This is a genomic window from Cohnella sp., from assembly GCF_041640265.1.
GTDB lineage: Bacteria > Bacillota > Bacilli > Paenibacillales > Paenibacillaceae > Cohnella.
Map to the genome: position 1 here is coordinate 1 of NZ_JBEQAP010000085.1, position 12,867 is coordinate 12,867.

Annotated in this window: 10 protein-coding genes and 1 other annotated feature; of the genes, 2 read left to right on the forward strand and 8 right to left on the reverse strand. The window is 48.2% G+C overall.

Annotated features, from left to right (window positions below; all coding sequences use genetic code 11):
* Positions 1-183: 183 nt before the first annotated feature.
* The 6 genes from rho to rpoE form a co-directional block, all read right to left on the reverse strand.
* Positions 184-1,482, reverse strand: coding sequence for a transcription termination factor Rho (gene rho / locus ACESLK_RS29025; protein ID WP_373233320.1), 1,299 nt, complete (start codon positions 1,480-1,482; stop codon positions 184-186).
* Positions 1,483-1,535: 53 nt separating this feature from the next.
* Positions 1,536-2,786, reverse strand: coding sequence for a UDP-N-acetylglucosamine 1-carboxyvinyltransferase (locus tag ACESLK_RS29030; protein ID WP_373233321.1), 1,251 nt, complete (start codon positions 2,784-2,786; stop codon positions 1,536-1,538).
* A 116-nt stretch (positions 2,787-2,902) separates the two neighbouring features.
* Positions 2,903-3,757: a class II fructose-1,6-bisphosphate aldolase gene (gene fba / locus ACESLK_RS29035; RefSeq protein WP_373233322.1), complete on the reverse strand. Its 855-nt coding sequence runs from the start codon at positions 3,755-3,757 to the stop codon at positions 2,903-2,905.
* Between the two features lie 138 nt (positions 3,758-3,895).
* Positions 3,896-4,291, reverse strand: a complete 396-nt coding sequence (locus ACESLK_RS29040) for a response regulator (RefSeq protein WP_373233323.1) — start codon at positions 4,289-4,291, stop codon at positions 3,896-3,898.
* Positions 4,292-4,441: 150 nt separating this feature from the next.
* On the reverse strand, positions 4,442-6,046 hold the full coding sequence (locus ACESLK_RS29045) for a CTP synthase (RefSeq protein WP_373233324.1): 1,605 nt from the start codon (positions 6,044-6,046) through the stop codon (positions 4,442-4,444).
* A gap of 242 nt (positions 6,047-6,288) precedes the next feature.
* Positions 6,289-6,864: a DNA-directed RNA polymerase subunit delta gene (gene rpoE, locus ACESLK_RS29050; RefSeq protein ID WP_373233325.1), complete on the reverse strand. Its 576-nt coding sequence runs from the start codon at positions 6,862-6,864 to the stop codon at positions 6,289-6,291.
* Between the two features lie 429 nt (positions 6,865-7,293).
* Between rpoE and ACESLK_RS29055 the strand changes: the two genes are divergently transcribed.
* Positions 7,294-8,430, forward strand: a complete 1,137-nt coding sequence (locus ACESLK_RS29055) for a S8 family peptidase (protein WP_373233326.1) — start codon at positions 7,294-7,296, stop codon at positions 8,428-8,430.
* Between the two features lie 2 nt (positions 8,431-8,432).
* On the opposite strand, the gene argS (ACESLK_RS29060) is transcribed toward ACESLK_RS29055, so the two are convergent.
* Positions 8,433-10,109, reverse strand: coding sequence for an arginine--tRNA ligase (argS, locus tag ACESLK_RS29060; protein ID WP_373233327.1), 1,677 nt, complete (start codon positions 10,107-10,109; stop codon positions 8,433-8,435).
* On the reverse strand, positions 10,106-10,531 hold the full coding sequence (locus ACESLK_RS29065; RefSeq protein ID WP_373233329.1) for a YwiB family protein: 426 nt from the start codon (positions 10,529-10,531) through the stop codon (positions 10,106-10,108). Before ACESLK_RS29065 ends, argS (ACESLK_RS29060) begins: the two co-directional genes overlap by 4 nt.
* Before the next feature lie 126 nt (positions 10,532-10,657).
* Positions 10,658-10,877, forward strand: a binding site (T-box leader).
* Positions 10,878-10,929: 52 nt separating this feature from the next.
* Here ACESLK_RS29065 and argS (ACESLK_RS29070) point away from each other — a divergent pair.
* Complete coding sequence (gene argS, locus ACESLK_RS29070; protein ID WP_373233330.1) at positions 10,930-12,630, forward strand: arginine--tRNA ligase; 1,701 nt, start codon at positions 10,930-10,932, stop codon at positions 12,628-12,630.
* Positions 12,631-12,867: the final 237 nt, after the last annotated feature.

A 12,867-nucleotide genomic window follows, 5' to 3' on the forward strand; every position in this document is an offset into this window, starting at 1 on the left:
TTTGATCACGAAGTAAAGCAAGAAGCGGGTTCGGCATCGAATCTTGAATTCAGCCGGGCCTTCCGGTGCTCACGTAGCTTTAACCTACGCTCTGCTCCTCAGTCCCTAGCTTCATCCAACCTTCTCGATGCTGAAAACCTGACTTTTTGAACTTGCTATTTAAGAGGAAGTTCAAAAAGCTCTTCAAGAGGAGCTTCGCGGCGGGCGGCGTCCGCCATTAGTACTAGGTGACGGACTCGGCGAGCCTCCACTAGTATCTAACGAACCCAGAAACTCTTGATTGGTTTTCGTGTTAGCCAGCTTCTTAAGGAAGCCCTCAACAAACTCCATTGAATCATTCATGCTTTTGCGAATAGCCCATAACTTGTCGAGCGCTTCTTTGTCGAGTAACAGCTCTTCGCGCCTAGTCCCCGAACGTCGAATGTCGAGCGCAGGGAAAATGCGTCGTTCCGAAAGCTTACGATCCAGATGCAGCTCCATGTTGCCGGTACCCTTAAATTCCTCATAAATAATATCATCCATACGCGACCCGGTTTCGATCAACGCGGTTGCAAGTATCGTTAAGCTCCCGCCTTCCTCAATGTTACGTGCTGAACCGAAGAAACGCTTCGGACGATGGAATGCAGCAGGGTCAATACCCCCGGATAATGTACGTCCTGATGGCGGAATGACGAGATTGTATGCTCGTGCAAGCCTTGTAATGCTATCCAGCAAAATAACAACATCCCGCTTATGCTCTACCAACCGAAGCGCCCGCTCCAATACCAGCTCGGCTACCTTAATGTGATTCTCAGGCACCTCGTCGAATGTAGATGCAATAACTTCCCCTTTGACTGAACGTTGCATGTCCGTCACTTCTTCCGGACGCTCGTCGATGAGAAGTACGAATAAATCGATTTCAGGATGGTTTGTGGAGATGCTGTTGGCAATCTCCTTGAGAAGTAAAGTCTTGCCTGCCTTAGGCTGTGCGACAATAAGTCCGCGTTGACCTAATCCGACGGGAGAGACAAGATCCATGATTCGGGTCGATAAGTGGGTGGGTGACGTTTCGAGATTGATTTTCTTCTGCGGATAAAGCGGGGTCAGGGCTGGAAAGTGTAACCGCTCTGCGGCAGTTTCAGGCGTAACGCCATTCACTGCGTTGACCTGAAGCAGTCCGAAATAACGCTCGCTTTCTTTAGGTGCCCGGCATTTTCCTGAAACGAGATCGCCTGTCCGTAAATCGAATTTGCGGATTTGAGAAGCTGAGATGTAAATGTCTTCCGCACTCGGCAAATAGTTAATCGGTCTTAGGAATCCGAAGCCTTCGGGCAATACCTCCAGCACGCCCTCCATAAACATCAAGCCGCTTCTCTCAGCCTGCGCTCTAAGAATCGCAACGATTAACTCTCTTTTCTTCATTTGAGCATAGGCATTGATTTGGTGCTGTTTCGCCAGCTTATAAAGCTCGGTCAGCTTAAGTCCTTCCAAATCGTTCATCATTAAATCAGTCAATAGAATCCCCACTTTTACTCAGAAAATCTGGTGCTTTATGCTTAGCCTTGACGCCATACTTCTGCGCCGAGATTACTCAGCTGAGTAACCAGCTTCTCATAGCCCCGGTCAATGTACTCAACACCGCTGATTTCGGTCGTACCTTCCTCAACCGTCAGCGCTGCTACTACCAATGCCGCTCCCGCACGTAAATCTGCGGCTCTTACCTTAGCAGCATTGAGAATTCCGCCTTCAATGATGGCAGAACGTCCTTCTACCCTAATCTGCGCGCCCATTCGGGCAAGCTCAGGAACATGCTTGAATCGATTGCTGTATACATAGTCCGATAAAACGCTGACTCCGCGAGCTTGCGTAAGCAAGCTTGTCATGGGAGATTGCAAATCCGTAGCAAAGCCTGGATAAACTAACGCCTTGACATCAACAGCCTCATACAAGGATTGTCCGACAACTCGAATCGCTTCATCCATCTCATAGACGTGAACGCCCATTTCCTGCAGCTTCGCAGTCATTGCTTCTAAGTGTTTAGGAATAATATTATCAATAAGGACATCGCCGCGTGTTGCCGCAGCGGCTATCATATAAGTTCCAGCTTGAATGCGATCGGGAATAATAGAATGACGGCAGCCATGCATTTCTTGAACGCCCTCGATCCGAATCGTCTCTGTTCCGGCGCCTTTGATTTTGGCACCCATAGAATTAAGAAGAGTAGCTACGTCAATAATTTCCGGCTCTTTGGCCGCATTCTCAATTAAGGTCAATCCTTTGGCTCTTGAAGCCGCGAGCATGATATTAATCGTAGCTCCAACACTTGCGACGTCCAAATAAATCTTGGCGCCCTTGAGTTCCTTGGCTCTAATACGAATAGCTCCATGTTCATTGGTTACTTCCGCACCCAATGCTTCGAAGCCTTTAATATGCTGATCGATCGGGCGCGGCTCGAAATTGCAGCCGCCTGGCAGTCCAATAATGGCTTCGCCGAATCTGCCTAACAAAGCTCCCATCAAATAATAAGAAGCGCGCAGTAACTTAACTCTCCCATTCGGCATCGGGACGGACTTCATGGATGAAGGATCGATAGACATCGTGTCATCCTTCCAAGATACCTTGCCCCCGAGCTCCTCTAACAATTCCGCATAAACCGCCACATCGCTTAGCTGAGGAAGGTTGTCCAACCTCACTTCGGATTCTGCCAGTATTGCTGCGGGAATAAGAGCAACCGCGCTGTTCTTCGCGCCGCTGATTCCGACCGTACCTCGTAGAGGCCGGCCTCCCCGTACCATCAATTTATCCATGAATGCAGTCTTCCTCCTCGTGTTGTTGTCGACCGAATTCACCGACACATGAAGGAACGGGAAAACGCCTGACGACGTTTTCCCGCAATATACTTAAAAATGAATTGTCAATAAAATTAAGCTTTATTACTGCTTCCGAACAAACGAATTTTCTCCTGTACTACAGCTTTCATAGCATTACGAGCAGGAGTCAAATATTTACGCGGATCGTATACGTTGCCGTCTTTAGCAAGAACAGCACGAATCGCTTCCGTACAAGCCACTTGATTCTCAGTATTTACGTTGATTTTACCTGCTCCAGCTTGAATCGCTTCACGAATCATATCATCGGGAACACCGGATCCACCGTGAAGAACGATAGGTACAGGAATCTTAGAAACAACTTCTTTAATAATATCAAAGTGGATCTTCACTTCGCCTTTGTACATACCATGAGCAGTACCTACGGCGATAGCAAGACAGTCAACACCTGTTTCTTCGTAGAAACGGATCGCTTCTTCTGGCTTAGCAAGAGAAGCGTGAGCCTCGTCCACACTGATATCATCCTCGACGCCGCCGATTGTTCCCAGCTCGCCTTCAACGGATACGCCCATTGCGTGAGCGGCCTTAACAACTTCTTTGGTTAAACGAATGTTGTCTTCGAAAGAGTGGTGCGAGCCGTCGAACATAACAGACGAGAAGCCTGCACGGATACATTTCATAGCAATATCGAAATTGCTGCCATGATCTAGATGCAATGCAATCGGAAGGCCGGATTTCTCAGCAGCAGCTTTGGCAATTGCAACTGTATATTCCATACCCATATACTTCAGGGCGCCTTCGCTTACACCAAAAATAAATGGGGATTTCTCTTCAATCGCAGCATCTGTAATGGCTTGTGCAAATTCCAGGTTGTTCATGTTGAACTGGCCTACGGCAAATTTACCAGCTTTGGCTTGGGGCAAAAATTCTGTCATCGAAACGAGTGGCATAGTATTCAATTCCTCCTGCAGTTAGCATTCAAATTCTCACGTTACTTACATACTGCGTTATTATAACACAAAATGGGTTTATGAAGTAAACCGAACGAGTGTACCCGCTCTCTAGGACTATAAGTGGAACAAAAATAATTATGACCCTGTAGCAAAACGCGATGAATCGCCCTCACCCATCTGCATATTAACGGCAAGCCTCATCTCATCGATATCGAATGGCTTCGTGAAATGCATCAGAGCACCTAAATCAGTTGCCTCTTTAATCATATCGAGCTCTCCGTAAGCTGTCATCATAATAACTTTAATACTGCGATCGTATTCCTTTATTTTCTTGAGAATCTCCAACCCATCCATTCCCGGAATCTTCATGTCGAGCAACACTAGATCTGGACCATGCGTCTTTACAATATCCAAAGCAGCTCTTCCATTCGCCGCTTGGAAGGTATCGTAGCCTTCAGTGGCAAAAACCTCTAACAGCAAAATCCGTATGCCCACTTGGTCATCAACAATCAATAACTTCTTCTTATCCAAGAGCTCATCTCCCCGAGTCACTATCCTAGACCCTTATTCGTTACGGAGAGTTAGAATTCCTTCTGTTTCCATGTAAAATTTATGAAAAAAAGCAAAAAAAACCGCTTCGGCTTCATTCCGAAGCGGTTAGATGTATTAACTGATAGAAGCTTATCCTTCGGAATGACGAAGTGCAGCTTTCACAAACTCGCGGAACAAAGGCTGCGGACGGTTCGGGCGAGAGGTGAATTCCGGGTGGAATTGGACGGCAATAAACCATGGATGATCCGGTAACTCAATCATCTCCACCAGACGACCATCCGGAGAAGTCCCCGAAATAAGCAAGCCAGCCGATTCAATGCGTTCGCGATACTCATTGTTGAACTCATACCGATGACGGTGGCGTTCATAGATGAGTTCATCTCCGTAGCATTGTGCCGCAAGGCTTCCAGGTACAAGCTTACAAGGATACAATCCAAGTCTCATAGTTCCGCCTAGATCCTCAATATCCTTCTGCTCAGGAAGAAGATCGATAACTGGATAAGGTGTGGCGGGTTGGATCTCGGAGCTGTTCGCCCCATCAAGACCAGCGAGCCCACGAGCGTATTCAATAACCGCGACCTGCATGCCAAGACAAATACCGAAGAAAGGAATGTTATTCTCGCGGGAATACCGGATTGCCGTTATTTTACCTTCTATCCCACGATCGCCGAAGCCTCCCGGAACGAGAATACCTTGAATGCCGCCGAGCAGCTGGTCCACATTGCTTGGCGTTATCTCCTCCGCGTTTACCCAACGGATATCGACTTCCGCATCTGAATCGATCCCCGCATGTGCAAGAGACTCAACGATACTGAGGTATGCGTCATGAAGCGCAACATATTTCCCTACGATTGCGATTTCGGTCCTTTTCTTCAGCGATTTCACACGAGCAACCAAAGCTTCCCACTCCGCCATGTCCGGAGCTCCGTTAGGCAGGTTCAAATGCTTGACGACATAGTCGTCCAGTCCTTGCTCACGAAGATTCAACGGCACTTCATATAGGGTAGAAGCATCGCGGCACTCAATAACCGCATTAGCGTCAATGTCGCAGAACAGCGCGATTTTGCGTTTAAGATCATCTGCAAGCGGATATTCAGTCCGGCATACGATCATGTTAGGCTGAATTCCAATGCTTCGTAATTCCTTTACGCTATGCTGTGTCGGTTTTGTTTTCACTTCACCGGCAGCCTTAATGTAAGGAATTAGCGTAACATGAATGTACATGACATTATCGCGACCGATGTCACTCTTGATTTGGCGGATGGCTTCTAGAAACGGCAAGCTCTCGATATCTCCGACCGTACCGCCGATTTCCGTAATGACTACGTCTGAGCCAGCTTCTTTGCCGGCGCGGAATACGCGTTCTTTAATCTCATTCGTAATATGCGGAATAACCTGCACCGTGCCGCCAAGATACTCTCCCCGGCGCTCTTTGCTGATGACCGTAGAATAAATTTTACCCGTTGTCACGTTGCTGTTCTTCGATAGGTTGATATCGATAAACCTCTCATAATGCCCTAAGTCCAGATCTGTCTCTGCTCCATCGTCGGTCACGAATACTTCCCCATGCTGATAAGGACTCATCGTCCCGGGGTCGACGTTAATATACGGATCGAACTTCTGAATGGTTACTTTTAGTCCGCGGTTCTTAAGCAAGCGGCCTAGAGATGCTGCAGTTATACCTTTACCTAGCGACGAAACAACACCGCCTGTGACAAAAATGTATTTGGTCACTCTAAACTACCTCCCACCACATGCCGCTTAGGCATCCTCATTATCGTTACCTATTTTCTATCTTAGCCCATACAAAAACAGGGCAAAAAAAACAAAAAAGTGACACCCAAAAATTGGGGGCACTTTTAAAATTCCTATGCTATGGAAAAACACGCTTCTAAAGCCCAAGCATAAGTTTAACGTCTTGAATCCATGGTGTCAAGCCCGAAACTCTACAAGAAAACCCCTTTTTCGACAAGGAATTACGCTTCGTCTTCATCTTCCACTTCATCTAAATCTTCTTCATCTTCGAAATCATCGTCTTCGACTCCGTCTTTCTCGTCGAGATCCTCATCCACAGCGTCATCGTCCTCTTCGATGCTTACTTCCTCATCGACTTCGGCCGCTTCTTCGCCTTCTTCGAATACTTCCTCGCGCTCCTCGTCGAAGAGCTCATAGGTTTCGTCTTCTGGCGTCACTTCTTCATCCTCACCATAAAGATCATCGTCATCATCGTCTTCATCGTTAATGATACGAGGACGTTTGGCTCCGCCATTCATTGGATCATCAGAACGCTCTACAGGATACCAGCGTTTGAGACCCCAGACATTGCTTCCAACGCAAGCAAAGCGCCCGTCAATATTGATCTCCGTATACAATTGGGCAATTACATCTGTGACCTGGCTGTCTGAAAGACCGCGCATCTTAGCAATCTCAATCATGAGATCACGATAGTAGAATGGGGTATTCGCAGACTTAAGCAATTCATAGGCAAGGTCAACCATTGGCATTTCGCGAATTTTCTCGGAGTCGAGTTTCAGCACGTAGTCGGCGCTCACGTGACTTCCATCCTCTCTGTATGTGAACCGTTATAAACTTTTCACGTAGATTTATCAACCTTTAGTAAACAGTATTTAGAATAAAAATGCAAGCCGCTAGAACAAATTTAACAAATAAAGAACCGAAAAAGCGAAGGCGTGTCCTTGATGGACAGCACCTTCGCTTTTCGACTGTATCCCTTCCCGGCCGCTCCGCGGGCGGAGGAACCGGCATGACCAAGAGTCTCGCCGGGAAACTCTCCATTCATCCTATGTCAACGAACGAGAAATGACACGGAACGCCGCCTATTTCCTCTCAAAAAAGACCTTATCCCAAGCTTTTATTCTTTTGTCCTCATACAGTAGAGGACACGGCATAGGGGCGAGTGGTTTTCTGGGGATATCTTCTTCGCTCGCTTGGCTGAACACTCATCCGGGAGGGAACCCACATTGGATGCAGGCGAAATCACGGAGTGGCTCCAGAGTTCTCCTAGCTCTATAGAGAAAAGCGGGCAAAGGGGCATCCTCCGTTTCTTGAATCCCGGTGATTACGAGCAATTCCTTCGAACCTTACAAAAAAGTCGCTCTCGAAGCAAAAACTTACAGAATGTCCGGCACTTAGGCATGATTAAGGCCATATCCTTCCCTTTACCGAACGAAGGCTTACCGCCCTCCATAATCGGAAAGGCGCACTGGGAGGAGGATGTTCCGGTAAGCGTCCACGCCTTGCCCCTCGGGTCAGTCGTCACCGAGAAGGGTATTCCTTGGGGCGTGAAGCACATTCAAGCGCCGCAAGCCTGGAACCGAACAACCGGTTACCGCGTCAAAGTCGGCGTTATTGATACGGGAGTCGACTTCGCACATCCGGATCTTCGACATTCTTTGGAACGCGGCATAAACTTACTTCACAGAATGGCGTTACCTCAAGATGATAATGGCCATGGCACACATATCTCCGGTACGATTGCCGCCGCAAACGAGCTGCAAGGGATGATTGGCGTAGCTCCCAGAGCTACTATTCACCCTATCAAAGCTTTTGACCACAATGGGACCGCTTTCGTGTCGGATATCATATTGGGCATTGAATGGTGTGTACGTAATCAGATGGACGTCGTGAACATGAGCTTCGGAATGAAAACCCGCAGCAAGTCGCTGCTTAACGCAGTGAATTACGCCTATCGAGCAGGTGTTCTGATCGTCGCCTCCTCCGGAAATGACGGCAGAATAGGCGATATTGACTATCCCGCACGTTATAATCAGACAATTGCCGTAGGTGCCTCAAACCAGCAAAGGAAAATTGCTTCCTTCACCAACCGCAGCGGACTCGTAGATATTTATGCCCCCGGGGATCTTATCGTCTCGGCATGGTTAAGAGGCAAACATCGCGAAATGAGCGGAACCTCTATGGCCACCTCCCATGTAACCGGTGCCGTCGCCCTTCTACTTGCACTCAAGCCGGGATTAACGCCTGCACAGATTAAATCCGTCATTAAGAAATCCGCCAAGCCTCTGCGAAACAGCAAAGCTTCCCGGATGGCCGGAGAGCTGAATATCATGCGTATGATTAAAGCCGCCGAGCTTCTCTGAGCTTACATTCGCTCAGGTGCCGACACTCCAACAAGCGCAAGAGTGTTGGCAAGGGTAATTCTAAGTACAGCTAACAATTGGAGACGGGCCTGGCTCTGCTCCGCATCTTCCGTGATTACCCGCTCCGCCTTGTAATAGCTATGGAACTGCGAAGCGAGCTCATACACATAACGAATCATCGTGTGCGGAGCATATATCCGAGCAGCCTCTGCAATTGTCTCAGGAAGCTCGCCGATCTTCCTCAGCAGATCGAACTCTTGTTCGGTGTTCAAACGGCTAAGGGTTGCCTCCTGCCATGGGAGAACCTTAATTCCCTGCTCCTCAGCCTGGCGGAAAATACTGCAAATTCGCGCGTGGGCGTACTGAACATAGAAAACCGGATTTTCGTTCGACTTCGACACAGCGAGGTCCATATCGAAATCCAGGTGGGAATCCATACCTCTCATCGTGAAGAAATATCGGATGGCATCGACGCCAACTTCATCCATCAGGTCCTCCATCGTAACGGCTTTGCCGGTCCGTTTGGACATCTTGACCTTCTCGCCATTCTGAAACAGGCTAACCATCTGGGCAATGAGCACCGTTAATTTTTCAGGATCGTTGCCCAAAGCTGCCATCGCCGCTTTCATCCGCGGAATATAACCGTGATGATCCGCACCCCAAATATTAATCATCTCATCATAGCCGCGTCCGTACTTATCCATATGGTAAGCAGCATCCGGAGTTAAATACGTGTAGCTGCCGTCGTTCTTAACGAGAACCCTGTCTTTGTCATCCCCAAAGGCAGTAGAGGAGAGCCATACAGCGCCATCCAACTCATACACCTGACCATTGGCCCTTAGAGCATCAAGAACAGCGGTTACCTTATCATTCTCATAGAGGGAGCTTTCGCTGTACCATTCGTCGAACTGAACTCCGAACCGAGCCAAATCGCGTTTGATTTTTGCCAATTCCTTCTCAAGTCCGTAGGTCCGGAAATAATCAAATCGTTCCTGATCCCCTAGGGAAAGCAGACGATCGCCTTCCTGCTCCGCCAATTCCTTGGCAAATCCAACAATATCCTCGCCATGGTAACCATCTTCAGGCATATCAGCTTCATGTCCCAGCGCTTGGCGATAACGCGCCTCGATGGATCTGGCGAGATTATTCACCTGGTTGCCCGCATCATTAATGTAATATTCCCGAGTCACTTCATATCCGGCAAAAGACAATAAGTTGCACAAGGCATCACCTACCGCCGCCCCCCGGGCATGTCCCAAATGCAAGCTGCCTGTTGGGTTTGCGCTGACAAATTCGACCTGAACGCGTTTTCTCTGTCCTGCGTTAACGAAGCCGTAACGACTTCCTTGTGCGAACACCTCTCCAATGACCGGGTACAAATAACTTTTATCTAAGCGAAAATTAATAAATCCAGGTCCCGCGATTTCGGCAGATTGAATAAATGCCCGGCCCGTTCCAAGCTTCTCAATAATCGCTTCGGCAATTTGGCGCGGATTCTTCTTGGCAAGCTTCGTCAGCTGCATGGCTAGGTTAGTTGACAGATCCCCGTGAGACTTGTCCTTAGGCACCTCCAAGGCGATAGCTGGCAGCTCATCCTTGTCTGTTACAAGTCCCGCTTCCAATGCCGCATTCGCAAGTGCCTCTTTCACATCTTTCTGTAATTGTTCTAGTACGCTCATCCCGCTTCTTCCTCCCGTATATCGAGCCGGATATGAAAGCTTCCGGCCGCTTGATCTTGCATAAGTAATTCATATTCCCACTCAATGACTCCCCCGTTTTCAGACAGGTTAATGTCCAGCCGGGAGGTCAAGGCTTCTACATCCTGAGGTCCATAGGGTGTCTCCATCCTGCCCGGCAGGGTGAAACCCGTCTGAAACACTTGCTCCAAAGAGATTGCTCCTCGTCTTCTGAGCCTGAGTTCCCGCTCATGAATGATCATGGTCACCGCTGTGACGTTCCCCGCTTCATCCATGGGCTCCTTATAGGTAAGCGCCCAACCCGTCACTAAACGGTGCAATTCCCCTTGCAGAATGGACTGCTGAGAGCCGCCGTCCGGCTGCCAGCTTTTGAATTCAACATTCACGCTGCGTTTATCCGGCATTGCTCCCTCTCCAATTCTCTTTACTCTTGTTAATACTATATACAGATCGGTTGGTCAATTCAAATCATTGAATATTGTTGTTGTATACCGACGAATCGATGGATATAATAGGGGAAAATTAATATGAAAACGACGATGAACGAGAGAGTAACTCATTATTACCGGTTAATCAGCGAGTCGGGCAGGTGGAAGCCGACACCGGATTTGAGCGAAGCGGACTCGGGAGTCGGTTTCCTGAACATGCAGCTAGGTAGGGAAACCCGGTAGAACACCGTTAACCTTTGAGTGGATTCCCCTAGGGGAAGACCAATAGAGTGGTACCACGGAAACTTCCTCCGTCTCTAACGAGACGGGGTTTTTTGCATTTTTACAGCATAATTTAGGAGGGTGTATCGTTAATGTTGAAAAGAGCAGCGGCCTCACTTATCGCCCCATACCTGCAGTTATTACCTGAGGAAATAATCTTAAAGCTAGAATATCCGCCCCAGAAGGAGATGGGGGATATCTCGCTGCCTTGTCACACCTTCGCTAAGCTAATGAAGCTGCCTCCCCAGAAAATTGCCGAGCAATTGGCTGAAAAAATGAGCGCAAGTCTAACAAATGTTGGAATTATAGCAACAGGCGGCTATTTAAACCTCTTCTTCAAAGCTGCCAAGTGGAGTTGCGAAATTATTTCTGCTGCGAACAGTGTCGGTTATGGGCATTCGAATATTGGAGCCGGACATCGCGTTATTATCGACATGTCTTCCCCTAACATTGCCAAGCCTTTCGGGATCGGACATCTTCGCTCTACTATGATCGGCAACGCCCTAGTTAATCTGTACCGAACGGCTGGATTCGAAGTCATGAACGTAAATCACCTGGGTGATTGGGGCACACAATTCGGCAAGCTTATCGTGGCCTATAAGAGATGGGGGAACCGCGAAGCACTAGAACGAGAGCCTATTAAGGAAAGTCTAAAGCTTTATGTAAGGTTTCATAATGAGGTCGACTTGGAGCCCGACTTGGAGAATCAAGCTCGCATAGCGTTCGTTAATCTTGAGCGTGGGGATCCGGAAACACTCGAGTTATGGCAGTATTTCGTTGATGAGAGTATGAAGGAGTTTTACCGGGTCTATTCTAGACTTGGCGTTACCTTTGATTATTTCACGGGAGAAAGCTTCTATAACGATAAAATCGATGCTGTTGTAGAGCGACTGAGCAAATCTGGCATTCTGGAACAAAGCGACGGTGCTCGGGTGGTTCGTCTGGATGACGAGCAGCTTCCTCCCTGCCTCATTCTTAAATATGACGGCTCTACCATCTATGCGGTTCGTGATATTGCAACCGCTCTGTACAGGAAGCAAGCATTAAAGGCGGACTCCATCCTTTACGTGGTGGGATCCGAGCAAAGCTTGCATTTTCAACAGGTGTTCTCCGTTCTGGGCAAGATGGGCTTTGACTGGTCTAGAAATTGCTTACACGTACCATTCGGCCTAATGACAGTTGACGGCAAGAAAATGTCTACCCGTAAAGGCAAGGTTATTTTTCTCGAAGAGGTGTTGGATGAAGCCGTTCAGCGCGCAGAGCAGATCATTAATGAGAAAAGCCCTCATTTGGCCAACAAGCAGGAGGTTGCAGAAGCCGTTGGCGTTGGTGCCATCGTTTTCGCTGACTTGAAGCACCGCCGCTTATTACCTGTGGATTTTAATCTGGAAGAAGCTGTAAGCTTCGATGGGGAGACTGGCCCCTACCTGCAGTATACGCATGCACGGATCTGCAGCCTGCTGTCCAAAGGAAATTATGATGCACTGTGCAGCCGCCATGAAGTTGATGGGGTGTTTCTTACCTCCGAATCTGCCTGGGAATGCTTGAAGACGCTGGCACGTTATGAATCGGCTCTGCAAGAAGCCGTTCGGGATAATGAACCGTTCGTCGTTGCGCGGTACCTCCTCGATTTAGCTAAGGAATTCAATCGATTCTACAATTCAGGGAAAATAATCAGCGAGTTTGTAGGAGAAGAAGAACGTTGCTCTAAACTCGCTTTATCCGCCGCTGTCTCCCATGTATTAGAGCATGGCCTGGAATTGCTGGGCATCAAAGCTCCTCGGGAAATGTAAATTAAATAAGCCGTGATCGGCGGTATACGTTTGTGTCCAGCGATCTGATGAGTATACAGACAGCCAACGCGCGCGGAGCTCTTTTCTCACTTCTTTATGTCGATATCCCCTTCGCTCAGCATTCCTGTAGAGCGTTAAATTTCCACTTTGTAAATAATGAAGCACCCCTATAGGATAGAGGTAGGCCCCACGAAGGCACTACATTCTATCCTAGGAGATGCTCTACTATGAAGTTTA